This window comes from Spirosoma arcticum (genome assembly GCF_054779955.1).
In genome coordinates this window covers 601,808-627,816 of sequence record NZ_BAAGXG010000001.1, presented here as the reverse complement: position 1 = coordinate 627,816, position 26,009 = coordinate 601,808, and the positions used below count along the sequence as shown (strand labels likewise).

At 55.5% G+C, this 26,009-nt stretch carries 23 protein-coding genes; 10 read left to right on the top strand and 13 right to left on the bottom strand.

The window, feature by feature from the left end; genetic code table 11:
* Positions 1-118 precede the first annotated feature (118 nt).
* Together topA and ACYVHB_RS02840 are read left to right on the top strand one after the other, a co-directional pair.
* A complete protein-coding gene (gene topA, locus ACYVHB_RS02845; RefSeq protein WP_461049420.1) occupies positions 119-2,815 on the top strand; it encodes a type I DNA topoisomerase in 2,697 nt (898 codons plus the stop codon).
* A gap of 99 nt (positions 2,816-2,914) precedes the next feature.
* Positions 2,915-3,616, top strand: coding sequence for an SIR2 family NAD-dependent protein deacylase (locus ACYVHB_RS02840; protein WP_461049418.1), 702 nt, complete (start codon positions 2,915-2,917; stop codon positions 3,614-3,616).
* Between the two features lie 78 nt (positions 3,617-3,694).
* Here ACYVHB_RS02840 and ACYVHB_RS02835 read toward each other — a convergent pair whose 3' ends face one another.
* The 3 genes from ACYVHB_RS02835 to ACYVHB_RS02825 are packed head-to-tail and all read right to left on the bottom strand — an operon-like array spanning position 3,695 to position 8,834.
* A complete protein-coding gene (locus ACYVHB_RS02835; protein WP_461049416.1) occupies positions 3,695-5,938 on the bottom strand; it encodes a carbohydrate binding family 9 domain-containing protein in 2,244 nt (747 codons plus the stop codon).
* A 42-nt stretch (positions 5,939-5,980) separates the two neighbouring features.
* Entirely contained in the window at positions 5,981-7,402 is a 1,422-nt protein-coding gene (locus ACYVHB_RS02830) for a DUF3526 domain-containing protein (protein ID WP_461049414.1), read from the bottom strand.
* A 10-nt stretch (positions 7,403-7,412) separates the two neighbouring features.
* Positions 7,413-8,834 carry a DUF3526 domain-containing protein gene (locus tag ACYVHB_RS02825; RefSeq protein WP_461049413.1) on the bottom strand — a complete coding sequence of 474 codons (1,422 nt, stop codon included), beginning with the start codon at positions 8,832-8,834 and terminating at the stop codon, positions 7,413-7,415.
* A gap of 34 nt (positions 8,835-8,868) precedes the next feature.
* Here ACYVHB_RS02825 and ACYVHB_RS02820 point away from each other — a divergent pair, with 34 nt between their 5' ends.
* Complete coding sequence (locus ACYVHB_RS02820; protein WP_461049411.1) at positions 8,869-9,117, top strand: hypothetical protein; 249 nt, start codon at positions 8,869-8,871, stop codon at positions 9,115-9,117.
* A 110-nt stretch (positions 9,118-9,227) separates the two neighbouring features.
* Entirely contained in the window at positions 9,228-9,530 is a 303-nt protein-coding gene (locus ACYVHB_RS02815) for a putative toxin-antitoxin system toxin component, PIN family (RefSeq protein WP_461050016.1), read from the top strand.
* On the opposite strand, the gene ACYVHB_RS02810 is transcribed toward ACYVHB_RS02815, so the two are convergent.
* The 6 genes from ACYVHB_RS02810 to ACYVHB_RS02785 are packed head-to-tail and all read right to left on the bottom strand — an operon-like array spanning position 9,531 to position 16,459.
* On the bottom strand, positions 9,531-10,262 hold the full coding sequence (locus ACYVHB_RS02810) for an ABC transporter ATP-binding protein (RefSeq protein ID WP_461049410.1): 732 nt from the start codon (positions 10,260-10,262) through the stop codon (positions 9,531-9,533).
* A gap of 13 nt (positions 10,263-10,275) precedes the next feature.
* Positions 10,276-11,628, bottom strand: a complete 1,353-nt coding sequence (locus ACYVHB_RS02805; RefSeq protein ID WP_461049409.1) for a DUF3526 domain-containing protein — start codon at positions 11,626-11,628, stop codon at positions 10,276-10,278.
* Position 11,629: 1 nt separating this feature from the next.
* Positions 11,630-13,090 (bottom strand): ABC transporter permease, encoded by a 1,461-nt coding sequence (locus ACYVHB_RS02800; RefSeq protein WP_461049408.1) that lies wholly within the window; start codon positions 13,088-13,090, stop codon positions 11,630-11,632.
* Between the two features lie 9 nt (positions 13,091-13,099).
* Positions 13,100-15,544: a TonB-dependent receptor plug domain-containing protein gene (locus ACYVHB_RS02795; RefSeq protein ID WP_461049407.1), complete on the bottom strand. Its 2,445-nt coding sequence runs from the start codon at positions 15,542-15,544 to the stop codon at positions 13,100-13,102.
* Positions 15,545-15,588: 44 nt separating this feature from the next.
* Positions 15,589-16,059 carry a hypothetical protein gene (locus ACYVHB_RS02790; RefSeq protein ID WP_461049405.1) on the bottom strand — a complete coding sequence of 157 codons (471 nt, stop codon included), beginning with the start codon at positions 16,057-16,059 and terminating at the stop codon, positions 15,589-15,591.
* A gap of 22 nt (positions 16,060-16,081) precedes the next feature.
* The gene (locus ACYVHB_RS02785) at positions 16,082-16,459 is read right to left on the bottom strand and encodes a MerC domain-containing protein (protein ID WP_461049403.1); all 378 of its coding nucleotides are present in this window, start codon (positions 16,457-16,459) and stop codon (positions 16,082-16,084) included.
* Between the two features lie 182 nt (positions 16,460-16,641).
* Here ACYVHB_RS02785 and ACYVHB_RS02780 point away from each other — a divergent pair, with 182 nt between their 5' ends.
* The 3 genes from ACYVHB_RS02780 to ACYVHB_RS02770 all read left to right on the top strand — a co-directional run bounded on the left by ACYVHB_RS02780 (position 16,642) and on the right by ACYVHB_RS02770 (position 18,622).
* Positions 16,642-17,211 (top strand): hypothetical protein, encoded by a 570-nt coding sequence (locus ACYVHB_RS02780; protein ID WP_461049401.1) that lies wholly within the window; start codon positions 16,642-16,644, stop codon positions 17,209-17,211.
* A 195-nt stretch (positions 17,212-17,406) separates the two neighbouring features.
* A complete protein-coding gene (locus tag ACYVHB_RS02775; RefSeq protein ID WP_461049399.1) occupies positions 17,407-17,799 on the top strand; it encodes a rhodanese-like domain-containing protein in 393 nt (130 codons plus the stop codon).
* Positions 17,800-17,884: 85 nt separating this feature from the next.
* Positions 17,885-18,622, top strand: coding sequence for an endonuclease III domain-containing protein (locus tag ACYVHB_RS02770; RefSeq protein ID WP_461049397.1), 738 nt, complete (start codon positions 17,885-17,887; stop codon positions 18,620-18,622).
* Between the two features lie 117 nt (positions 18,623-18,739).
* Here ACYVHB_RS02770 and ACYVHB_RS02765 read toward each other — a convergent pair whose 3' ends face one another.
* From ACYVHB_RS02765 to ACYVHB_RS02755, 3 genes are read right to left on the bottom strand one after another with little or no spacing between them, the layout of a single operon-like run.
* Complete coding sequence (locus ACYVHB_RS02765) at positions 18,740-19,546, bottom strand: hypothetical protein (protein WP_461049395.1); 807 nt, start codon at positions 19,544-19,546, stop codon at positions 18,740-18,742.
* Positions 19,547-19,565: 19 nt separating this feature from the next.
* Positions 19,566-20,063, bottom strand: coding sequence for a hypothetical protein (locus ACYVHB_RS02760; protein ID WP_461049393.1), 498 nt, complete (start codon positions 20,061-20,063; stop codon positions 19,566-19,568).
* Between the two features lie 36 nt (positions 20,064-20,099).
* Positions 20,100-21,107 carry an OmpA family protein gene (locus ACYVHB_RS02755; protein ID WP_461049391.1) on the bottom strand — a complete coding sequence of 336 codons (1,008 nt, stop codon included), beginning with the start codon at positions 21,105-21,107 and terminating at the stop codon, positions 20,100-20,102.
* Between the two features lie 261 nt (positions 21,108-21,368).
* Here ACYVHB_RS02755 and ACYVHB_RS02750 point away from each other — a divergent pair, with 261 nt between their 5' ends.
* The 3 genes from ACYVHB_RS02750 (at position 21,369) to ACYVHB_RS02740 (ending at position 25,754) form a co-directional block, all read left to right on the top strand.
* Positions 21,369-23,030 carry a hypothetical protein gene (locus ACYVHB_RS02750; RefSeq protein WP_461049390.1) on the top strand — a complete coding sequence of 554 codons (1,662 nt, stop codon included), beginning with the start codon at positions 21,369-21,371 and terminating at the stop codon, positions 23,028-23,030.
* A gap of 14 nt (positions 23,031-23,044) precedes the next feature.
* Entirely contained in the window at positions 23,045-24,079 is a 1,035-nt protein-coding gene (locus ACYVHB_RS02745; RefSeq protein WP_461049388.1) for a threonine aldolase family protein, read from the top strand.
* A 76-nt stretch (positions 24,080-24,155) separates the two neighbouring features.
* Positions 24,156-25,754: a GNAT family N-acetyltransferase gene (locus tag ACYVHB_RS02740; protein WP_461049386.1), complete on the top strand. Its 1,599-nt coding sequence runs from the start codon at positions 24,156-24,158 to the stop codon at positions 25,752-25,754.
* Positions 25,755-25,828: 74 nt separating this feature from the next.
* Here ACYVHB_RS02740 and ACYVHB_RS02735 read toward each other — a convergent pair whose 3' ends face one another.
* On the bottom strand, positions 25,829-26,005 hold the full coding sequence (locus tag ACYVHB_RS02735; RefSeq protein ID WP_461049384.1) for a hypothetical protein: 177 nt from the start codon (positions 26,003-26,005) through the stop codon (positions 25,829-25,831).
* Positions 26,006-26,009 lie beyond the last annotated feature (4 nt).

Below are 26,009 nucleotides of genomic sequence, written 5' to 3'. Positions count from 1 at the left end.
ATTTGGCCCCGCCTGGATTGGCCCGGCCTGAATTAGATAAGCGCAAACTGGTTTCAAATCTGGACGTACGTTACGGTGGAACAAGAGTTCGGATCCCGTATCAACCTGAACACACAACATGTCGAAAAACTTAGTCATTGTAGAGTCGCCGGCGAAGGCAAAGACCATCGAAGGTTACTTGGGCAAAGACTTCACGGTGAAGTCCAGTTTTGGTCACGTTCGCGATTTACCCAAAGACGGGCTGGCCGTTGACGTATCCAATGGATTCCGCCCATCCTACGAAGTGTCGCCGGACAAGAAGAAATTAGTTAGTGAACTTAAAGCACTGGCAAAAGGGGCCGACGAAGTGTGGCTGGCAACGGACGATGACCGCGAGGGTGAAGCTATCTCGTGGCACCTGAAGGAAGCCCTCGGCCTGCGCGACAACACCAAGCGCATTGTTTTCCGGGAGATTACGAAAACAGCCATCCTCAACGCCATCAAATCGCCCCGCACCATCGACGTCGACTTAGTCAACGCGCAGCAGGCCCGGCGCGTGCTTGACCGCTTGGTTGGCTATGAACTTTCGCCGGTGCTGTGGCGCAAAATTAAAGGCGGACAGAGCCTGTCGGCGGGCCGCGTGCAGTCGGTGGCGCTGCGGTTGGTGGTCGAGCGCGAACGCGAAATCGACAGCCACCAGTCGAAGTCGTCGTTTAAAGTAACGGCGCAGTTTATCGTGGACGGCAGCAAAGTGCTCAACGCCGAACTGCCCAAAAACTTCGCGACGTCGGGTGAGGCTCGTGCGTTTTTGGAACAGTGCAAGGGCGCGATTTATACTATTAAAAGTTTAGAGACGAAGCCCGCCAAGAAAACGCCCGCTCCGCCGTTTACGACGTCGACGCTCCAGCAGGAAGCCTCCCGCAAACTCGGCTACTCGGTGGACCGGACCATGCGAATTGCCCAGGGGCTGTACGAAGCCGGTAAGATTTCGTACATGCGGACCGACTCGCTGAACCTCTCGCAGGAAGCCGTTGACAAGGCCGTAGCCGAAATCTCGACCGAATTCGGTGATAAATACATTCAAACCCGACACTTCAAGAATAAGAACGAGTCGGCGCAGGAAGCCCACGAAGCCATCCGCCCAACGAACTTCAACGACCGCAACGCCGGGGGCGACCGCGACCAGAAACGGCTCTACGAACTGATCTGGAAACGCGCCATTGCGTCCCAAATGGCCGATGCCCAGCTCGAACGCACGACGGTCACAATTGGCATTAAGTTCGCGAACGGCAATACGACAACGATTCAGGCAGATGCTTCGGTTGACGATAGCCCATTTGCCGAAATCAACGACAGCCAAAGGCTATCTGAGACAAAGCGCTTCCCCACCGAGCTGATCGCGCAGGGCGAGGTCGTTAAGTTTGACGGTTTTTTACGCGTGTACTTTGAGTCGAAAGACGACGAGGAAGACGAAGATGCGAAAGGAATGCTGCCCCCGCTTAAGATTGGGCAGGATTTGAACCTCGGTCAGATGAAAGCCACCGAGAAATTTACCCGTCCGCAGCCACGCTACGCCGAAGCGTCTTTAGTGAAAAAATTAGAGGAAATGGGCATTGGCCGTCCGTCGACCTACGCGCCAACGATCTCTACGATTATCAACCGGGGTTACGTGGTGAAGCAGGATAAGCCCGGCACCGAGCGCAAATTTGTGGAGTACACGCTGCAACGCGACCAGATCAGCGAGACGAGCGGCAAAGAGAATTTCGGTTCCGAGAAAGCTAAACTCTTCCCGACCAACACGGGTATTGTCGTCAACGATTTTCTGGTCGAGTACTTCCCCGACATCGTCGATTTCAAGTTTACGGCGACGGTGGAGAAGGATTTCGACGAAATTGCCGATGGCAAGATGAACTGGCAGACGATGCTGGAAGGCTTCTACGGCGATTTTCATAAGAACATTGAAGATGTTCAGGGGTCGTCGGGCGTGTCGTTTAAGACGGGTGCCCGCGAGTTGGGACTCGATCCGCGCTCGGGCAAGAAAGTGTCGGCGCGGTTGGGCAAGTACGGGGCCTACGCGCAAATCGGCGAAGCAACCGACGACGAAAAGCCGCAATATGCCAACCTCCGCGACGGGATGCTGATTGAAACCATTTCGCTGGACGATGCGCTGAACCTGTTCTCGCTGCCGCGCGAAGTAGGATTCTTTGAGGATCATGCCATGACCATTGGCATCGGTAAATTCGGGCCATACGTGAAGCACGACAACAAATACGTATCGCTTACGAAGGAAGATGATCCGTATACAATCCCCGCCGAACGCGCCATCGAACTCATTCAGCAGAAGCGGGCCGAGTCGGTGAGTGAAGCGCTGGGTGAGTATGAAGGGACGCTGGTAGCCACCGGTAAGGGTCGTTTTGGACCATATGTAAAGCATAACGACAAGTACATATCCATTCCCCGCAACGAGTCGCTGGCGACGCTCTCGCTCGACCGGGCCATTGAGTTGATTCAGCAAAAGCGGCAGGCTGAAGCCAACAAATACATTAAGGAGTTTCCGGAAAACCCGGCCGTAAAAGTTGTCAATGGACAATACGGGCCGTATCTGGCGGTGGGCAAGCGCAACGTCAAAATCCCGAAGGATACCGACCCCGCCACCCTCACGCTGGAGCAGTGCTTAGAGCTGGCCGGTGGCGAGCCGACTCCGGCAGCGGGGAAAGCACCCGCTAAGAAGGCCGCTCCGGCAAAAGCGAAAGCAGCTACGGCGACCCGGAAGCCCGTGGCAACCGCGAAGAAACCGGCCACGACCGCCAAGAAAGTTGTTGCTAAAAAGAAGTAAATGTACAAGTGAATAATGCCGGTCAACGTTGCCAACGTTGACCGGCATTATTCGTTTAATTGGCCGGGTTCGCGTCCGCATTTTTTGTATCTTTTCCCTATGAAAACACGTCAGAAAGTAGTCGTCCTGTCGGGGGCGGGCATCAGTGCGGAGAGCGGCATTCCCACGTTTCGCGCATCGGACGGACTGTGGGAAAATCACCGCATTGAGGACGTAGCCACGCCCGAAGCCTGGCAGCGCAACCCCGATCTGGTACAGGATTTTTATAACCAGCGCCGGAAACAGGCGCTGAGCGTTCAGCCTAATGCGGGTCACTTAGCCTTAGTGAAATTAGAAGAACAATATGATGTAACGGTGATTACCCAGAACGTCGATAACCTGCACGAAAAAGCAGGGTCGTCCTACGTGATTCACCTCCACGGCGAACTCTTCAAGTCACGCAGCACAACCGACGAATCGTTAGTGTACGACATCGACGGTTGGGAAATCAAAGAAGGCGACTCCTGCGAAAAAGGCTCCCAACTGCGCCCGCACATCGTCTGGTTTGGGGAGGCTGTGCCGATGATGGACGTGGCACTGGAAACCACCAATGAAGCGGACATTCTGATTGTGGTCGGTACGTCGCTGAACGTGTACCCGGCGGCCGGACTTGTTTACGCCGTTCGGGCGGGCGTGCCCATTTACGTCGTTGATCCAAACACCCCGATCATGCACCAGAAAGCGAACGTAACGTTCATTGCCGAACCCGCCACGGTCGGCCTGACGCGATTAGCCGAACAGCTTTTATCGGGTCACGTGTGAGTTCGGGACGAATTTGGATTTGATCTTAGCAGCTCAATGAACTGGTCATATTGAGTTGACCAGTTTATCTCATCCAGGTCAGAACTGCTTTAGATACGTCAGTTTGCCAATCACCTGCTCAGCGCGGTTGAGGTCGGGGCGCAAACCACTGTTCTGGAGTTGTTGCTGGGCGTTGCTGTTGTAGACGATGTACAAAAACGACAACGGCTGAAACTCACACGCCAGCCGCACGTTCCACACGTCGCGCTGGGAGGCCGTATTTTTCTGGTAGAAACCAATCAGTTGCAACCGGGGGTTCAGGGCCAGCCGAATGTTGGGGGTGATGAGTTCCGTGACGCGGTCTTGTTGTTCGATACCCAGCCCGTTGGCGATGTTACGGGTATAATCCAGCGCAAATGAAGCCTGCGGCACGGGCGAATAGCGCACTGACGCCGTATGGGACCGTAACCGGCCGTTGTAATACCCGCCCCACTCGTTGAACAGTTCGTAAGAAAATTTCTTCGATTGGTCGGCCGTGAAATTGAGCTGGTAACGGGTATAGTAATACCGCCCGGCGGCTACGTCGATACCCAGCGGGGCAAAGCCTTCATCGAGCCGCTGCCAAGTGGGAACGACGTAAGCCGATGCCACCCAGCCCGTTACGCCGATCACGTACAGCGGAAAAATCCGTAGTTCGGCCTGCTGAAAAGCCCGGTCGCTGGTGCGGTGGTACATACCAAAGGTGGCACCGGGGTCGGCCTGCCGCACTCCTTTCGGTCGCCAGCGCGGTCGCAGCATCCGGTACCCTTCAAAATAAGTATTAATCAGGTTGGGGGCGTAGATAAAGCCCGCCCCCGGCGTGTAGCGTTCGCTGATGAGCGTCTGATTGTACAACGCCACCCACTGATTATTGGTAAAATTAAGCTGACTTACCGCCGATACCCCATTCTCGGCCCCGTCGCGGCCCGTTGATCCGCTAACCATGTAGCTCCACGACAGCGACTGATTGATGCGCACAAAACCGTCCACCGACGCCGTCAGGTTGGTGCTGGCCGGTTGGTTTTGTTCTGTTACCCCTTCATCAAAGCGGGCCGTGATTAACCCTCCGATCCGGTTCTGTTCGCCGTAGTTGCGGCTGAAGCGGCCCACCGCAAAACTCGCTGCCGGAGTCAGGCCAGTAGCCCGCTGCCGCACCAGCAAGGCTCCCACGTTTTGTTTCAGTGTCCGGCTGACGAGCCGCAACCCAGCATCGAGCGGAATGGGCGTACCGGCATCCGACAATCCAATTCGGCGACTGAAAAATGGCTGAATGGCCCCTTCCTGCCCCACCCCGAACAAACTGGCGTTTTCCAAGAAAAACTGGCGTCGTTCGGGGAAAAACACGGAGAAACGGGTCAGGTTCTGCACCTGCCGGTCAGCATCAGCTTGGGCAAAGTCGGTATTGGCCGTCAGGTCGAGGACGGTCTGGGGCGTAATGGCCCATTTGAGTTCCCCGCCGAATGTAACGCGCGGGTTTTGCGCAAGCGTTGCTCCGTTGCGGAGCGTGCGGTTGTACTCATACAGCACATACGGCTGCACCCGGATGTTGGCCGACGGCGGGGGCGGTGTCAGGCCCGTGAGCAGGCCCGCGTAAGTCATCCGGTACACGGTGTAGGCCCTTGGCACGGGCGACCAGTAGGTTTGCTCGTTAATGCGACGACTGATGCGAACAAAATTAACGCCCCAGCTTTGGGCCGTACTGTCGGGGCGGGGGTAGCGCAGCGTGACCCAGGGCAGTTGCATCTCGGCTACCCAACCGCTGTCGGTGCGGGTGGTGCGCACTTTCCAGAACCCGTCCCAGTCCCGGTCGAAGAGTGCATCATCGGCGCAAAGCAAGTCGCGTTGTGCCCCAAATGGGTTGGTTTGGAAGGCCTGCGCGTTGCGCTGGTCGCGGAACGGGTCGAAGCTCACACCAACGAGGTCGTTGGCGAAGTAGTCAAAATCGCGCCGGAGGTCGGGGACGCGCAAGGCTCTGCGGCCCAGCGAATCGGGGCAGAACGCGCCGATATAGATATTTTTGTTGTCGAACATTACCCGGATTCGGGTGTCGTTGGTGGGTATTTTGCCCTGCTCGGGCTGAGCCTGAAAGAAGCCCGTTGTTGCCGGTGCCCCCTGCCAGTCGGCTTCATTGAGCCGCCCGTCGATGGTCAGCGGCCCGGTGGCCCGCACGGCGTGGATTTGTTTGGGCGGCTGCACCGGCTGGAAGATGGAGGGATCGGGCGTTTGGGCGTGAAGTGCCGAACTTGTTAGCCCAAACCCAACCGTGAAAAATCCCGTTTTCCAGGTATTGATCAACTGCTTCATGTATAGGCTGGTACAGTGCCTCAAGTTTGCCATCTGTTTTCGCTATCGTAGCCGAACCCATCCCATCCCAAACACCACCCCCATTAGCAGCAACAATTTCAATAGCCCCCCGCCCACCGAAAAACCGGGCGCGGTGGACTGAAACCGCCAGGCGGGAAAACGGGGATAATCGCTGGGAGTAAGCAACTCATTTTTAAAAACTTTGGGCAGAAAAAAGTCGTTCCAACGGCCATGAAAAGCCCGAATCTGCCGGATATAATCGCGGTGGGCCGCTGCCGATGTACCCGCCAGCCCGTTAAACAGTTCCAGTGCATTAACGGCGGGTAGCAGCCAGTTCCAGCGCGAGACGGTAGCTTCGCGGGCCGTTACGGCCGCTTCGTATTGCCCAACCAGCGGGGCCAGCGTGAGGTCAACCTGCTCGTTACGGGCGTAGTAGGGGCGTAAGTCAGGTGGTCCGGTCTGCCGGGGCGGTTTGGGCTTATTTTCGGGGAAATAATAGGTCGGATGGCGGGCGTAGTAAGGTTTCAGCACCACCGAATCGGGTTGGTCCTGACTATATTCGTCGCGCACGAGGTTCTCGAACGTCGTCCGGTCGATGGGCTGGCTGACCGTGAGTACCTGTTGCAGGAGTGTGGGTAAGGCCAGCACCAGCACGAGCCAGCAACCCAGCAGGGTCAGCGCGTTGAATGCCGAGGTTTTCTGAAACGATACCACCGCGAAAATGACCGCTCCCCAAAACAGTCCGTAGGCTACCGAAACAAGGAGAAACCGGGCGAGCAATCCGCCGTTTTCGGCCAGATTAGTGCCTAATACCGGCACAGCCAGCAGGGTAATGCCCACCAAAAAGCCCAACACTAACAAAAGCCGAAGCGATAGTTTAGCTAGTACAATCTGCCGGAGTGTGACGGGTTGCGACCGTAGCAGCGCGTAAGTTCCCAGTTCGTTCTCTGATGATAAAAGATTGTATGACAGGGCAATCAGGAGCAGCGGGAGAAGAAAAATGACGACAAACGCCCAGTCAAAGTGCCCAACCGAGAGCTTTTGCGGGTTAGCGATTTCCTGCTGAAATACCTGCCGGAAAATAGCCCGGCCCCACACGTCCTGATAATACGGAAACAAATCGCGCATACCGAGCGAGAGCGGGGTCAGGGCCGACGGTTCGTGCACGGCGAAGCGGTAGCCTTCGGGTACGTTCACCTCGTAGGCGCTGGTAGCTTTAGCCCACTTTTCTTTATTGCCCGCGATGCTCGTATCAAGCCGCGCCCAGGCCGCCAGCGAGTCGAGCCGGGTACGTTCATCCAGCTTCAGTTCGGCGATGGTGGTCTGTTGCCGACGGACAAAGGTTTGGCCGTACACCAGTGCATACAGCCCTGACAGCAGGGCCAGACCCGCGAGTAGTTTCAGCGACCGGCCCCGCAGCAGCAGCAACCAGTCGTTTTTCAGAATTAGTAAAAATACGTTCATGGTAGGGAGGTTAAACAACCGTAATCGTTTTTAAGCCCCGCTGGATGGCCCAGATGAGCACCCCGCCGAACAGCAGCAACGCCAGTATTGACCCTACGTGGCGACGCAACGCCCAGCCCACCGACGGAAGCTGGTAAGCAAAATCAGGCGTTTTGGCCCAGAAATCGCGGGATACGGTTTTCTCCCAATCGCCGGTTTTAGAGAAGGTTTTCATGTGGTTGTTCAACCTTTCCACCAGCTCAAACCGGTACTGTTCGGCCTTGCCCTTGAAGTCCAGATAATGGGCGTAATCAGACCCTGACAGGCCCATCGACAAGTCCCGCACGGCCAGAAACGGATTCACAAACCCAGCAACGGTGGCCAGACTGTTCTGCCGTTGAAACTGATTCTGCAAGGCTCCGAAGTGTTTTTGGTAGACCCTACTGGTGTATTTCTCGCCTTCCTGCATCACAATCCCATCAAAATTAACGGGCAGTTTCGACACCGAATCCACGCCGTATTGGGCCAGAATCTTTTTCTCCAGCTCTTTGGCGCGGGCGTTCGAGGGGTTATGTCCGTCGATGCCTTTTTCCTCATCTTCGTGAATCTGCCGGTTGAAGGCGTAGTTCGAGGGCACGCTGAACAGGCTTTCGCCGAGGTTGGCGGTGGCTTTGGGCAGGATCACGCAGGCCACAATCCACACGCCCAACAGCGTCAGCAAGCTACCCCGCGAACTCGCGCTCCGCGCCGAGACGAACACGCTCCCGGCCACGAACAGAAAGAAATACAGGGCGTAGATGACCGCAAACAACGTCAGCCGCAACACGGTATCGATGGTGGCCTGAAAGCCCGTCTGAGCAAACAGCAGCCCAGCCGCCAGCAACAGGGCCGGACCCACCACTAACCCAACAATCCGACTGTATCCCAGTACTTTACCCCAGTATAAATTCGCCATCGACGCGCCCTGACTAACCAGCAGCTTCAGCGTGTTTTCTTCGCGCTCACGAGTGAACGTGCTGAAACAGAGAAAGATGATAAGCAGCGGAATGAGCAGTTGTAGTACAAACGCCACGGTCATTTCGCCGAACCGAATCAGCACCGTCGCGTCTTCAGCGGCACTGAATCTAGCATCGTTTTGCCGGTGTCCTTCCAGATAGATGCTGGCTCCGGTGTAGGTATCGAGGCCAAAATCCAGAAAGCTCAGGTCCGATTTGGGCCGGAAGGCAAAGGTGCCGTAGTGAGCCGCCGAGTGCGGATTCTTTTCGGGTTGGCCGAGCCAGCCCGCCCGCGCTGTCCGGTTGGCTCTTTCGCGTTTGTCGGCCAGCGACTGGTAGTTGCGGAAGCCCGTCCAGATAGCCACGAACAGCAGCAGCAACACGACCCCACCGGCCATCACAAACCGGCGGTCGCGCAGGGCCTGGGTAAATTCATTGCGGGCGATTATATTTTTCATATTTTTGATAAATAGTCAACTGATTGAGGTTAAGATGAACGCGGTACAAATTCCATTAAGCGAACCGGCAATCGAGCGATTTCAGCAATTGCCCAAGCCCAAGCAGGCGCTCCTGAAAATCAAGGTGGCGGCCCTGCTGGAGCAGGAACTTGGTCTGGCAGCTACCACATCGGAACATCTGACCGCTTTTCAGGAAGCCATGCAGATGACCGATGAGGATATGCTTCTGACGTTTGGGGCTGATTATCTGTCGGCCCGAAACTGGGTTGCCACTCATGCCTAAAACTTACGTTTTAGATACAAATACCCTGATAAGCGCACCCTTCTGGCCGGATTCAATTCCCGCCTTAGCCTTCTCCCGCCTTAGCCTTCCGAAAAGCCCAGGCCGAAACTATTGTCGTCTCTTCCCCCATTCTCGACGAATGGATGGAAGTGATTCACCGATCGAAGTGCGACAAGCTCAAACCACTCGAAGCCCGGTTAGCCTTACTCGAAGCCGCCATTGCCCATTGTCAGCTTATTCCAGTAGAACTATCCATTCGTGTTTGCCGCGACCCAAAAGATGATAAATTCCTTGATGTCGCGAAGGCTGCCAACGTCACACTCATTGTTTCGGGCGATAAAGACCTGCTTGACCTGAATCCGTTTGGGGGCATTCCGATCATCACCGCGCGGGCTTTTATTGAACAGGCCTAATCACACCGTTTGCAGGTAAATCGCTTCGAGTTCGTTGGCCGTCAACTCGGTCGTGGGCAGGGTTTCAACCAACCGCCCCGCCCGCATGATGCCGATTCGGGTACCCACTTCTTTAGCCCGGAAAATGTCGTGCGTGGCCATTAGAATGGCAGCTCCGCCCGCACTCAGCGTCCGCAGAATGTCCGAGAATTCGTTGGCCGCTTTGGGGTCCAGCCCGCTGGTGGGTTCGTCGAGGAGCAGCACCTTCGCCCGTTTGGCCAGGGCAATGGCGATCCCCACTTTTTGGCGCATCCCTTTTGAATAGGCACCCACCCGGTTGCGGTGCGCATCGGCTTGCAGACCGGCTAAGCTCAGGCACTGCACCAGTTCGGTATCATCGTAGCGAAAACCGGCCAGCGACGAGAAAAACCGGAGGTTTTCTAACCCCGTCAGGTTGGGGTAAAGCATGACCGTTTCGGGCAGGTAAGCCAGGAACTTCTTGGTTTCGAGCGGGTGTTCGGCCACGTTCAAGCCATTGATGAGGGCCTGCCCGGAAGTCGGTTTGAGAAAGCCTAAGAATAGATTAATCGTGGTGGTTTTGCCCGCCCCGTTCTGGCCCAGCAGACAGAAAATCTCGCCCGGCTGAACGGTCAGGTTGAGGGTATCGAGAGCGGGTGCGGTCCGGCGATCCGGAACGTCGATGGTTCCGCGTTCAGGCGTGTAGCGTTTGGTCAAATTTTGGGCTTGCAGCATAGCAGTCGTTGGTTTACAGTTGATAGAGAGTTCGGCGCAGCCTGACCCAGCTCATACCGGCAAACAGACCGATGAAGGCTAACAACGGCAGCAGCCGGGCCGCGTAGTCGATGGGCTGGTCGTCGCGGAAGGTGTCGACGGGGAAGTCGGCCCACTTTTCGGCCTTGACGGGCGCGTTGCTGAATATTTTGGGGTAGAAATAAAGCCGTATTTTCTCGTGAAACCGGGTTGTTTCATCCAGAAAGCGTAGCTGATTGCCCAGTCCCGACCGGGCCAGTTCATTGAGTTGGAGCTGGGTGTGCAGCGTGGGAATAAAGTGAGCAATCATACGGCTGGCGGCTTCCCGCTGCCCTAACTTTGCCCGCAGGTCGGCCGACTCCCGCGCCGACTCGTCATCGCCCAATTGCTGCATGGCGTAGTACCACCGCCACTCGGAAGGGGTGTCGGTGGGCGGATTCTGCCGGAACTGTGGGTAATGGGCGTAAAACTTTTCAACCGTTGCTCGCTTGTCCATGTCCCATTTTTCGTGGTAGCCTTTTCGTTGTTTCAGCGTGGTGGCCAGCGCTTCGGGGACGGGGTAGCGGGTAACGATGTAATTGTTGACGGCCGCCGGTAGAATCACGATCAGACCCAGCCAGATAGCAACCAGCAGGATGGCGTTGTCGCTGGAACTCTGCTGCTGCGAAGCCACCCAGAAGCAAACGCTGAACCAGAAAAGCAAATACAGTACCGACGTAGCTATGAAAGCCCAAAAAGCCCCGTCGGGCGGGATGCCCAGCCACGGAATGGCCAGCCCACTGATTACTCCCAAAACGCCCAGTACAACCGCCACCCGAACAGCGAATAGTTGCCGGATATGGGCAACTAAATTGGTACTCTGCACGGCCACGATTCGCCAGGTGCCGTTTTCTCTCTCTTCCGAAATAATATTGTACGTGAAGGCGATAATCAGCAGCGGAAACAGGTAGATCAGGACGAAGCTGAAGTCGAGATTACCCAGTAGCAGATTCGTGGGATTCGTCAGGTCGGCATCGTATTTCTGGGCTTCCAGCGCCCGGATCGTGACGCTCTGAATCGACGGGTTCACGTCGCGCTGACCAATGACTAAGCTGCTGAGCGGCACCGTTTCGTTAACCAGCGAGAATTTCAGGTAATACAAGAGGAGTCCCAGATCGTCGGCATGAACGGCGGCCGTGCGCACAAATTCGTTGCGCTGGACAGCGCGGGCTTCGGTGGCCATTTGTCGCTGACGGTCGATAAATTGTCGGCCCACCAACAGGCTGGCTACCCCGGCCGCCAGCAAAAACAGCAGTCCGATTTTTACCCCGCCGGATCGGACAAAATTGCGGAATACGAGTGCGAACATCTTATGCGGCTTTTAAAGTTTTGGCCAACATCCGAATCCCGAATCCCAACCCCACGAGCCAGAAAACAAACGCCAGCAGCGAAATCCACTCACCGCGCAGCACCGACGAAACGCCCGACGGCTGATACGTAAATTGGGGTACGTCTTCCCAGTGTTTTTTGTCAATCTGATACGGTTTGTCCGTTGGTTCCGGCTTCTGATTTGAGATAAATTCCATCTGCAAGCCGTTCATTTTCTGGGCCATGTCATACCGGTACTGTTCGGCCTGCTGCTGAAAATCAATGTAACTGGCGTAGTCGGTGCCAGACAGGGCCATCGACAGGTTTTTGATGGCCATGAACGGGTTCACAAATGCCATCGCCTTTGAGAAGCTGTTTTGCCGGGCATGAATCGCCAGGACATTCCTAAAATGCCGGTTGTAGATACTCGCGCTGATCCGTTCGCCTTCGGCCATGATGAACCCACTGAAATTGAACGGCAGTTGCTGCACCGAGTTAATTCTGTACGTGGCCAGCACTGAATCCTTGAGGGCTTTGTAATGCGGGTCGCTGGCGTTGTGGCTGTCGCCCGCTTTTAAAATATCGCGTTGAATGTCGGCGAAGAACTTCACCTTCGATGGGGCCGGATACAGATACGACCCCAGTGCCTGCGACGCTCTCGGCAGCACAATCGTCAGCATCAGCCACAGGCCAATCAGCGAGACTAAGGCGGTTTTTGCCGTCCGGCTGACGGCGGAAACAAGCACCGCCAGCACGCAGAAAATGGTCAGATACCCGAAATAAGCCAGCATGAGCAGCAGTAGCCGGGCCGTTTCATTCCCGGTAATGGGTCCGCCCACCACTACCCGGAGCAGGCCGGTAACGAGCACGACCGGCACGAACGAGGTCATCGTCACCGCCAGCAGGCCCGCGCTTTTGCCCACGATCAGTTGTCGCCAGCTTACGCCCTGGCTCAGGATGATTTTCAGCGTTCCGTTCTCGCGGTCGGCGGCAATGGTGCCGAAGCCCAAAAAAAAGATGAGCAGGGGCAGGAGGATTTGCAGCACCATGGCCAGGCTGATTTCGCCAAACCGCAGCAGCCCGGTCGAGAAACCGGCTTCTGAGAAGTTGACCGCGTTCTGCTTGTGGGCTTCTAAGTAAATTGTGCTCCCCAGGAAGCTCTCCATTCCGAAATCGAACAGGCTTAACGGCGATTTGGGCCGGAACGCGAAGTGGCCGTAGTGGGCCATGCGGTGCGGGTGCTTGTCGGGGTTGCCCAGCCAGTCCTGCCGGGCCTGCTGCTGGTAGTTGGCCCGGATTGCGTTTTGCGTTCGGAAGGTTGTCCAGCCCGTGACGGCCGCGTAAGCCAGCAACAGGCCAATGCACCCCGTCAGCCCGAAAACGGCCCGGTTTTGGAAGGCCATTCGTGGCCCGGCTGTTCGCCAGACGTGGCTGGCTAAGAGTCGTTCGGTTCGTAGGCGCATAATTGCGAATCAAAAACGATACGTAAGCGTAAGCATGGTGTTGCGCGGGGCACCCGGAAACAGCCGGAGGTAATTTTGAGCACCCACCCAGTAGGTTTGATTGGTCAGGTTGTTGACGTTCAGGGCCACCTGCACGTTGCTCTGGGCGGGCGTGTAGTACAGGGCCATGTCGAGGGTGGTGTAGGCGGGCACTTCGAAAGCCCGCGTGAACCAGGGAATTTTGCTGCCGCTGTGCTGGAAGCCCAATCCGATGCCCAGATCGGCCAAGGCAGAGTTCGGCGCGAAATTATAGCGCGTCCACAGGTTGGCACTGTTCACGGGCGTGTTCTGCTTTCTGGCACCAATCAGACCCGCTTCGCGGTCGTTGACGATAATCGCATCGATGTAGCTGTACGACGCATTGATCTGCCAGTTGGGCGTCAAGTAGCCAGCCGCGTCAAGCTCGAAGCCCCGGCTGCGTTCGGCCCCGCGCGTCACTAACAGATCGGGGTTAGCCGGGTCATTGGCGTTCATGAGCAGGTTGCGCTGGTTAATTTCGTAGATCGCCGACGTAATGCGGAACCGCCCCCCGAACAGATCCGCTTTCACGCCCACTTCTTTGAGGTCGCTTTCGAGCGGGTCGAACGTGCTGCCCGCCGGGGCCGCTACGGGCAGCAGCGTCACGGTGTTCGACTGGGGCTGGTACCCGCGCAGGTACGTGCCGTAGACGCTAACGTTCTGATTCACGGCGCACGTAATGCCTAAGCGGGGCAGCAGAGCCGACTTATTGACCACGATGGGATTAGGCGCTTCGTAGTTGGTGACGTCTTCAAACCACTCCTGCCGCAAGCCCAGCAGCAGCGTCAGTTTGTTCCATTTCAGTTGTTCCTGCACGTAGATCGCATTCGTCGTGGTCAGGGCTGGTTGCAGGGCGGTACGGACGTTGAGCACGTAGTCGTTGACGTTGCGGATGGTGTAATTCGAGTTCGCTAAGTCGAAATGCGCTACGTTGGGCCGGGGAATCACGACGCCCGCCACCGTCTGAGTCTGGTAGTTGGCCGCGTTGGCCAGCACGAACGTACCCGCCACCGACCCGTCGCGCAGCAAAAAGCCACGGGCGGCATTTTGCCCCCCGCCTTTCCGCTTTTGCCAGCGGTGCAGGTCATACCCCAGCACGAGCTTGTGATTGAGCCGCCCCGTGTTACCGTCAATGTTGAAATAGCTGCTCAGGTTGTCGATGTTCCAGGACTGCTGACGCTGCACAAACTGCATGGCCGCTAATGAGGTCATGGGCTTACCCGTGAGGTCCATTGCGAAGGCATTGGTGGTGCGGTGCTCCTGCAAATCTTCCGTCCAGGTTTGCTTCATGTACGCCGTGTTGAAACGGATGTGGTTAGAGAAACGGTGGGCTACGTTTCCCGTGATGATGAGTTCTTTCGAGCGAAAAAAGTCGTTCGATGCGCCCAGATTCAGGCTAATCGGCGTACTGTTGAGGTCGGTTGCTCCGGCGACGGCCCCAAAAATGGGCTGGCCCCGGTCGAGGTTACCCGCCATGTTGCTCACGATCAGTTCGGCGTTGATGGCGGTTTTGTCGTTGGGGAGATAGGTGAACGAGGGCGAGAACAAAAAAGAGTTGTTGCGCACTAAATCGCGGTAGCTTTTGGCTTCCTGATAGGCCCCGTTCACCCGGTAGAGCAGCGTTTTAGCGTCGTTGAGCGGCCCCGTAAAATCCAGCGTTCCCCGAATCGTACTGAAACTGCCCACACTTAAACCCACTTCCCGCCGGTTGACAGCCAGCGGTTTTTTGGTAACCAAATTGATGCTCCCGCCCGGATCGACCGACGAGAACGAGGCAGTGGCGGGTCCTTTGATGACTTCGACCCGCTCGATGTTGGTGGTCAGCGGTTGCAGGAAATAGTACTGCCGGGTCCGCATTCCGTTGATAATCTGCCCTTCTTCGTTTTGGCTGATGCCCCGGATGGCGTATTGATTGTAGAAGCTCGACGGAATCACGCCACTGACGATTTTTACGGCATCGGCCAACTGAAACGCCTGCCGGTCGGCAATCAGTTCTTTGGTTACCGTGCCGATAGACTGCGGAATGTCTTTGGTCAGGGCAGCAATCTTGGTGGCCGAAAACGAGTATTCGCTGTTATAATCCTTCGCCACCCGGCCTACTACCTCAACGGTCTGTAATTCAGTCGTTTCGGGTATCAGGGTAACGGTCAGGACGCGGGCCTTCGACTTTACGCTGACCGGTTTGTAGCCCAGAAACGACACCCGAACAGTACCCTGACCGTCCAGCGAAAACCGGCCGACCGAGTCGGTGATGGTGCCCCGTTCGCTGTCGAGTAACCGTACCGATGCACCCACGATGGGTTGGCCCGTGTTAGCATCCGATACGTTTCCGGTGATGGTCTGCGCCCGTAAATAGAGCGAACTGAGCAGGAGCAAAATCGTAAATGACTGTTTCATTGACGTTTGATTGTATAAAATTCTCACTAACGCTAACCCCGCTGTTACAAACGTGAGTTAGTTACGGCATTGAGCCGAGCCTGAATCTGGCGAATGCTGTTCAGCGTTTCGCGCTGCAAGTCGCGCATCTGTTCAGCGGGCAGATCCTTCAGGGTGGCATCACTGTGATTATGATGTTGACCCTTGCCGTGGTCCGGCATCCCGGTGCGATGCGAATGGTTGTGCGGCATTCCCGGCACTTCGACTAAGTTCTCTTCCCATACCTCAAAAGCCGTTTTCAAGCTGTCAAGCGTGGTAACAGTGGCCTGAGCAACGGGCGTTTTGCGAGCCAAAAACACCGACTTAAGTGAGTCGATCTGTTCGATTTTCGGCTCTACGACGGTCTGAATTTTGGTAGCTTCGTTATGGTAACGGGCCGCTTCGTTCAGTAACGGATCTTTTTCGTCGGACGATGAACAGGCAAATAACAGGTAGCCGGTCAGCAGAAATGCCTGAGCATGACGAATTGGGGACATGGTAAGCAGAATTAGGTTGCTATTAATGAGCGTGTTGAGTACGGCAGAATGAAATGTTAACAACGTGCGTAACGACCAACCCCAGCGATGCTGCGTAGGCTAAATACTCGAACCCTGCGTGTACGTCTTCGAGTAGCAGCCCAGTGGCAAACAGGATCAGAAAACTCCACAGAGTCATGGCAATCCGGTGGGATGTGTGCCGTGAGGCCGACCAGACCGCTGCGATGTTGACACCGATAAACAGGTAGTCAAGGCTTAGAAAGCTCACCCGGACGGTAGCGTGATTGAGTAGTGTGGAGGTCATTACCAATACAGGTGTAACGAGGCAGTGGATAATACAGAGTACCGAGCCAACGATGCCGACATAATCTGCTTTTTGCTTGAGTTGAGCGATTTTCATACCCTGAATGCAACTCGTTGAACGAGCAGGTGAACGAATGCCGGATGGCTTCAATGCAACTATGTTGCAAATAGTAAAGAATTTTATCGACAACCAAGACTAAATTGATATTTTTGCAACAACGTTGCACGTAACGCCGTTTTAGGCATGAACTCATCTTCCATCAAATCAATCTGAATGCTATGCGCGTATTTAAGCAAAACCTGTGGTTCGTAGTAGCCGTTTCGCTACTGGCCGGAGCCTGTAACAACGATGAAGAAACCCCCGCCCCAACTGAGGAAAACGAAGCTATCACGACGGCTACGCTGACCCTGACAAGCCAAACGACGCCGGTACAGACCGTGACGGCGACCGTTGAGAACCTGAATATGACTGCTGACTTAAGCCGGGCCACCCTAACCCTGCGGGCCAACACAACCTACACGGGCGCGATAACGTTGCTGGATAAAACCAAAACGCCAGCGTTCGACGTGTCGGCGGAGGTGAAGAGCGAAGCCAATGAGCACCTGTTTGTTTATACGTTTACACCCGCGACGGGTTCGCCGACATCCATGACCGTGACGGCAACGGATACAGATACCAACCCCGCGCCGGGGCCGTATCCAATCGGCTTAACCACTCAGGTCAGAACCGGAGCCGCCGGAACGGGTCAATTAAACGTGGTGCTTAAACACCAGCCGAATGCAAAGAACGGTACCGCTTCGCCCGGCACGACCGACCTGGATACCCGATTTACCGTGACGATTCAATAAGACAGCCGCTGCCATAACCGACTGAATATAATGACAGGTTTGACAAGCAAACCTATCATTATATTCAGCAATAAATAGCCAATTTTGTTTACTGAACTAACGTGAATACGGTATCAGTTTGATCGCGTAGGTACGGCACTTAACCACTTGAAAATTAACAAATTTAATTCTGTATTCACGTTAAACTAAGTGGCCATGCAGACGATTAAAATTCTGACAATCACAGCATTGCTGGTTTGGGTAAGTCTATTGGCGCAGGCGCAAACCGATTCCAGACACTTACCCGCCCAGCAGGCTGCGCAGTGGTTAAAGACTGATAAAAACGTTGTTGTGCTGGACGTTCGTACGCCAGCCGAATTCCGGACGGGGCACCTTAAAAATGCGGTTAATATCGATTATACCGCACCTGATTTTGAGCAGCAACTGGCCAAATTGGACAAAGCGAAACCGTATCTGCTGCACTGCGCCGTGGGTGGACGAAGCACAAAAGCCCTGCCCGTGCTGCAAAAACTTGGGTTTCGGGATGTCCGGCATCTGGATGGCGGCCTTCAGGCGTGGCAAAGCGCAAAGCTGCCGGTTGTGAACTAAGCCCAATGGACTACTCCGCAACTTTTTCCGACTATTGAGGTTCAACAGGAACGTTTCCTGTTGGCCGTTGAGCGCGGTCTTTTTTATGAACCCCGCCCCTATTCCCAATTTAGCCGCTAAAACGCTTGACGCCCATGAGCGGCTGAACGAGCACTACGGCGTTCAGGCCATTTACGGCCGCGTTGACCCGATGCACGAACTGATCGGCACGATTCTGTCGCACCGCACCACCCATGCCAACGAAGTAACCGCGTACCGCACCATGCGCGAACGATTTCCAACCTGGGAAGCCGTGCGTGACGCGACCCTCCCCGATTTGATCGACGCCATAAAAACGGCCAACTACCCCGAAGTCAAAGCACCCTACATTCAGAATCTGCTCACGCACCTGATTCGCGAAACCGGCGCGGCCAACATCGACTTTCTGCGTGAGCTGTCGACCGAGGCTGCTATGAAGTGGCTTACCGATTTGCCCGGCATTGGCCTAAAGACGGCAACCTTACTGTTGCTTTTCAACTTTCAGAAACCCGTTTTGCCGGTCGATACGCACGTTCACCGGGTTACCCAGCGCATTGGCGTCATCGGCCCCAGGGTGAGCGCTGAGAAAGCCCACGCCATTCTGCTGGCCTGCTTACCTCCTGACGCAACCGTGTTGTTCAATTTTCACAAGCATTTCTACTGGCACGGGCAGCGAATTTGCACCTGGTATTCACCAAAGTGCGGGGAGTGTGTGCTGCGGGACATGTGCGATTTCTACCAGTCGGGCGGCAAGGCGGTGTTGAGCAGCACACCAAAAAAGCCCACCAATAAATTGGTGGGCTGATACAAAGAGATTTGTGGATACATGATTTTGGATGCGGGTGGTTGTCCGAACTTAGTATTCAGAAGGGAACCCCCAACAGTATCTTTGTATCAGCCCACGAATTTATTCGTGGGTTTCTTAATCACGCTTGCCGTGCTTCTTCTCGTAGAAGACTTTGGCCTGATCGACCCAGTTGTCGCGCTCGATGCGGCCGGGGAAAAACTCAATAATGCTATTTACCTTGTCTACGTCTTCTTTCGTGAAATTGGCAATCTGCCGAAATGTGTAGATACCAAGACTATGGAGTTTACGCTCCAGAAATGGACCTACACCAATAATATCCTTTAGATCGTCGGCTTCAGCGGCCGACGCGTAACCGATCCGGTCAAAATTAATTTCGTTGGCACGGGCCGCAATGCGACTCAGCACGGCCGCTTCCGAATTCCCCACCATCGGCACTTCAGGAGGCACGGGCGAATCTACGGCGGGCGACAGAATCGACGGCACCCCTATCGGTCCGTCGCTATGACCGGGTACCGAATCGTTGGACCGCTCAGCGACCACCGGGTTCATTAGTAATTCATCGGCAACTGGAATCTGGTCAGGCGTATCGTCATGGCTGTAAGCGGGTAACAGCGGATCGGCCGGTACGTAGGCTACAGGCGTCTCAATCACCGGTTCGGAACTGAAGGCGATTGGCGCTATTGGTGTGTTAAGAGCCGGATCGACAGCCGCTTCTGAGTGATTTACGCCCGCCTGAGTCGTTTTCGACCGGCGGCAGTCGTCCAGTTCAGCTTCCTTACCGGCGACCGACGCCCGAAGCGCGTTGATGCGGCCGTTCAGCACCAACCGGCTCAATAACCAGCCCACAAAGGCCGCAAACGCCAGTAGCAACAGCATTTCGGCAATGGCAACGGGCCGACTCAACGGATCCAATCCAAACATGATTTTTAGCGATTTAGAACTACTTATCTTTGGCTAATTCTGCCGCCTGTCCAACCCAGTTTTCGCGTTCGATGCGGCCGGGGAAATACTCAATTACATCATTTACCTGGTCGATGTCGTCCTCGTTGAAGTTTGCAACCTGCCGAAACGTATAAATGCCAATGGCGTGAAGTTTCTTTTCCAGAAACGGACCGACGCCCACGATGTCTTTCAGGTCGTCGGCTTCAGCAGCCGATGCATAACCGATCCGGTCGAAATTCAGTTGGCTGGCACGGCTGGCAACCCGGCTTAACACGGCAGTCTCTTCGTTATTGCCTCCAATTACCACTGGAGTCGCCAACGAGCGGTGGCAGTCGTCCAGTTCGCGGGTGGTGCTGGCCAGATCGCCTTCGAGATGACGGGCGGTTCGCTGACGGGAAACGTAGCCAATGATAAAGCCCAGCGTGCCAGCCACAAACAGCATAATTAACTGCTGTAGCTGAGCATCGGGCAGGTTAAGAGGATTCATGTCGAACATGGTTTCTTACGTTTGTGCCGGGTCGCCGGCGCGGTTTCACTGTACGACTACCGTTACGCGCCGGTTGGCCCGGCGGCCTTCGCGGGTGTTGTTGGGGACTTTCGGAGCGGTTTCACCTTTAGCCTCCACAACGATCTGGTTCTGGCCGATTCCCGACCTGCGGAGTTTGACTTTAACGTCGTTCGCCCGGTCGCGCGAGAGCCGCAGGTTAACGGCATCCGGGCCGGAGTTGTCGGTATGGCCCGTCAAAAGCAGTTTTTTATCGGTGTGGGTGGCTAAATATTTCGTTGCTTCGTCAAAAAATTTCGTCGTCTCCGGCGTTTGGATGTAGTTGGCTTCTCCCAACGGAAAATACAGGTTGATTGGCTCAAAAACCGAGGTGTATCGCTCGGCAGCCGCCAATCCTTCTTCGGTGGCGGGTAGCGGGGTGACGGCTGCTGCTGATTGAGCAACCGTCATGCTGGCCATTGGCGTACCGGCTGCTCCGGCAAAAGCAAAGTCTAAAGCCCCGTAGAGCGAATCCCCTTTCGGGGTGAAGGTCAGGCCGGTGTATTTGGAGCGGACAGCCCCTTTGGTTGTGATCGACGCGACCGGAACACCCTGCTGCACTAAGTATTGCTTTACACCCTCGGCGCGGGCCAGGCCCAGATTAGCGAACGAGGTGCTGTTGGTTTCGTCGGTGGCGTAGTAGCCCGTGATGGTTAGTGTGCGGCCGGGCACCTCCATGCCGGGCACCTTCATGCCGGGCCGTGACGACGGACCGCTGCCTTTCAGATAAGCAGTCAGCGAATCGAGCGACCCCATCAGGGTGTTCATATTGGCGTTGGCACCCGATTGGGCAAAGCTGAAATCACCGGGCAGCGCCAGCCGAAACTCGTTGCCGTCGGTGATGAGCAGTGAAGGCACCTTGCCATCATTCACCGACGAGCTGGTTTGGGGGGTTGCATCGCTACATAGCTGCTTAATCTGGCAAACGTGCCACCAGGTTGCGCCCATCATCCATACCGCCAGCAGGATAATCCAGGGTGTTTTTGAGGAGAACATACCGTATGGAGAAAGTTAAGGGGTTTGACGCGGCCCTGGTGCCCGACCAGCGCAGTTCCGGGCGGTCGAATGGGCGGTCTTCGATTGCCCAAAAATACAAGTATGTCGCATAAATACAAGAACCCCGGCATCTCAGCCTCAGCAACAACGACTACTACGCCCAGCTAAAACCAGTTATCTTCGGCGGATGCTTTGGGAACAAGGGCCGGGCTTATTTATCTTTGTTTTCCGATCATCCTCCGTTACCCCATCCACCACGTTATGCATCGCCACCAGGCAATACGGCCGCTTTTCTACTCCTTCCTGCTGACCAGCGGCCTGCTGACCTGTCAGTACCGGGAAGGGGTCCGGCCAACCATCGATTCACCCACCGCGCCTAAACCTACGCTGCCGACGCTCCCGCCCAGCCGCCAGCCGTTTATTTACCAGGTGCCAACTGCGCAATCGCCCTGGTCGGCCTATAACGGGTATCTCATTCATAACCGGGCAATAGGCGACATATCGGTTCAGGAATCGACCATGCTGCGGATCGAAGTCCGCAAAGAATACGGCGCTTCGATTCAGATTTATGACAAAGCCACCAAACAGTCGCTCTTCAACTTCAACGACCTCGGCAACGAGTCGGGCATGAGTTCGTACGGGGGTCCCCGCAGTTTCGCCGACGATTCGCCCAAGTGGAAAGGCATCGGCTACAATCCGCTGCAGGCGGGCGACGATGGGCACAACCCTTCCCCCATTCTGTTCCACGGCTTCGTCGACGGCTGGATTTACACCAAAGCGCAGTGCCTGTCGTGGGCACACCGGGATGCCCGCCGACTGCCGTTTTTTTATGAGCAGTGGGCACGCGTGGACGGCAACAAAGTACACGTCCACGTTCGGCTGACGCACCAGCGGCCCGACAAGACGTTTTACGAAGCCGAATCGCAGGAATGGCCCATGATGATGGTTAATGGGGCTGGAAAGGTCCATTTTTACAACGGCTCAGCCCCGTTTACCAACGACCCGACGACGGTGACCAACGGCATCGAAGGGACCCGGCCCGATGGTTCCTACGTCCTCCACCAGGGAACGTCGTTTGCGCTGACCGAACCCTGGATTGGAACGGAGATCGGCACCACACCCGCCGGACTGACCAATGCCGGAGAAGCCCGTATGATTGGTTTATACACGCCCGGCTTTTTCAAGACCAATTACAATATGACGGCCATTACGGCGAGCGAAAACTGGGAGGGTGGCGGCACGCATACCTACACCGCCAACCAGCCCATGATTCACTTAGACAGCGACAATACGTGGTACCGGTCCTACACGTACATCGTTGGCTCGGAGCGCGAAGTGCGCGAATACGCCTATGCGCAGGAGCGATCCTCTACCCCCGACTTCATTTTTAATACGTTCAACGGCCGCAACGGCTGGTTCATTCAGGACGGTGGTTTTGATCAGAAAGAGCCATTTGCTACCAATAACTGGCGCGTTACGTTCACGGGCAAAGCCGACAATGGCCCGGTGAATGCCCAGGGCACCAAACTTATTTCACCCTACGGCTGCTGGCCCGCCAGTGGATTCAGGGACATTTACATCCGTATGGCGTATTCGGGACCGCCGGGCACCCCGGCGCAAATGCCGCTGGAATTGGTGTGGCTGCTGAACGGACAGGCCCCCGACGGCACGGACGATAAATACCCCAATCAGAACCGAATTCGGTTTGCCAGAGGTATCCGTAAACAGTCGGAGCAGTCGGTTCCGCTGGTTGTTGCCAACGACGGCAAGCTGCATACGTATAAAATCAGCTTTGCGAATCAGCCGATGTGGAAAGATATTATCCAGCAGTTTGAAATTAAGCACGGGTCCACGTCTACTTACATTGCACCGGGCGAGGTGCTCGAACTCGCCTACTTTGGCATCCGCAATCCGGGAGAATAAATTACCCCTTTTTCATGCTTATCGACCTCCGTAGCGACACCGTTACGCAACCCACGCCCGCCATGCGCGAGGCTATGTTTTCGGCCCCGCTGGGCGACGACGTTCTCGGCGACGACCCAACCGTTAATGCCCTCGAAGCCAAAGCCGCCACGCTGTTCGGGATGGAAGCGTCCTTGTTCTGTGCGTCGGGCACGATGACCAACCAACTCGCCATCCGTACCCACACGCGCCCCGGCGACGATGTGATCTGTGATTACCTCTCGCACGTGTATCAGTACGAAGGCGGAGGCATTTCAGTCAATGCGCTGGCATCGGTAAGTCTGACCCATGGGCAGCGTGGCAAACTCACGCCCGACCTCGTCCGCGAGTTGATTTACCCTCCCGCCGACCCGCACAAACCCCTGTCGCGGCTGGTGGTGCTCGAAAACACGGTGAACAAGGGCGGAGGTTGCTACTATACCGTGCCGGAGATTGCGGCCATCCGGCGCGTATGCGACGAGCACAATCTGATTCTGCACTTAGACGGGGCGCGGCTGTTCAATGCCCTCGTTGAAACCGGCGACCACCCCGAGGCTTACGGGCAACTGTTTGACTCCATCAGCATCTGCCTGTCGAAGGGATTAGGCTGCCCGGTGGGATCGCTGCTGCTGGGCAAAGCGGACATGATTCGGCAGGCCCGGCGCTACCGCAAACTGATGGGTGGAGGCTGGCGGCAGGCGGGTTTTCTGGCGGCTGCGGGCATCTATGCACTCGACCACCACATCGACCGGCTGAAAATGGACCACGCCCGCGCCCGCAAAATCGGTGCCCTCCTCGAACGGTTGCCCGAAGTGGAAGAAATCCTGCCCATCGACACGAACATCGTCATTTTCCGGCTTCCCGAAACCATCTTAGCCGCCGACTACGTTGCTCAGTTAGAAACCAAGGGCATTCGGGGTATTGCATTCGGTAAGCATTTGGTGCGCTTTGTGACGCACTTAGATTTTACGGATGAACACTTAACAAAAATGGAAACTCTTCTGAACCAGGATTTTAAGGTGATTTTGTAGATTAACAGGATTTATAGCGCACAGCAAGTCCCGTTAATCGTCTAAATCACCTTAAAATCCTGGTTCCGACTTATTTATGCATATTCAAACCAGACCATTACAAAAGGACGATTACCATGACCTCAAAGAGGCCATGATTGAGGTGTATAGCGGCATTGGGGGTGATTATTGGGAGAAAAGCAAGATTACTAAACTGCTCAACATCTTTCCCGAAGGTCAGTTCTGCGTGGAGGTCGACGGCAAAGTCGTGGCCTGTGCGCTCGCCATCCGGGTCAAATACGATCAGTTCGGTGACAACCATACGTACTACGAAATCACTGGCGGCTACACGTTTAAAACGCACAACGACGCGGGGGATTACCTCTACGGCATTGAGGTGTTTGTGCATCCCGACTACCGCGACCTGCGGCTCGGTCGGCGGCTCTATGACGCCCGGAAGGAACTCTGCGAAACGCTGAATCTAAAGGGTATTCTGGCGGGCGGGCGCATCCCGAACTACAACAAGTTTGCCGACGACCTGTCGCCCCGCGAGTACATCGCGAAGGTGAAGCAAAAAGAGATCTACGACCCGACGCTGACGTTTCAAATCTCCAACGACTTCCACGTCCGTAAGGTCCTGCGCGGCTATTTACCCGGTGACAGCGAGTCGAAAGAGTACGCCACGCTGCTGGAGTGGATCAACATTTACTACGTTGCCGAAAAGGATAAACGCCCGCATACGGACTCCATCATTCGGCTGGGGGTGATTCAGTGGCAGATGCGTCTGTTCAAGAACTTAGACTCGTTTCTGGATCAGGTCGAGTTCTTCGCCAACGCCGTCAGCGACTACCGGGCCGATTTTATGGTGTTGCCGGAGTTTTTTAACACGCCCCTGATGGCCGACTTCAACGATCTGCCCGAGCCGGTGGCCATTCGTAAATTAGCCGACTTCACCGAGCCGGTCCGTGATAAACTCTGCGAATTAGCCATTTCCTACAATGTCAACATTGTGGGGGGCAGTATGCCACTTGTGGATGAGGACGGTAAACTCTACAACGTGGCGTACCTGTGCCGACGCGACGGCTCCTACGAAGAATACCGCAAGGTTCATATTACGCCGAATGAGGTGCGGCACTACGGCATGGTGGGTGGCAATGAAATCCGGGCGTTCGACACCGACTGCGGCAAGATCGGGATGATGATCTGTTACGACGTTGAATTCCCCGAACTGGGCCGAATTTTAGCCCAGCAGGGCATGCAAATCCTGTTCGTGCCATTCCTGACTGACACCCAAAATGGCTACTCGCGGGTGCGGCACTGCGCCCAGGCCCGCGCTATTGAAAATGAATGTTACGTGGCTATTTCGGGTTGCGTGGGCAACCTGCCGAAGGTGCACAACATGGACATTAACTTCGCGCAGTCGGCGGTGTTCACGCCCTCGGATTTCCAGTTCCCAACCAACGCGGTGAAAGCCGAAGCCACGCCCAATACGGAAATGGTACTCATTGCCGACGTCGACCTGAGCCTGCTCAAGGAACTCCACGAACACGGCTCGGTACAGGTGCTCAAGGACCGCCGGACGGATTTATACGACGTGACGCTGAAAAAAGCGGGCCGCAAAGCCTTCAAACCCAAGAAAGCGTCGGCCGACAACGACCCCGAAGAGGTAGCCCCCCTGATTGTGGTAGCGGATTAGTGTAATCTATCAATGCAGAAATCCGGTCTGTAGCAAGTGGCTACAGACCGGATTTCTGGTATTTACGGATGTGATTACTGCTTCTTTTCTTTATTTCTTGAAAACAATAGATCGAGTGATTCTTGGCTCAGTTTGGCCAAATCTTCATTAGCCTGATCTAATTTCTTCTGAACGACTGGTGAGCGTTGCGAACGAGCGGAGGCAACGGGTTTGCCTTCTACAATTTGGGGATTTTCTTTCAAACTTTCCATATTT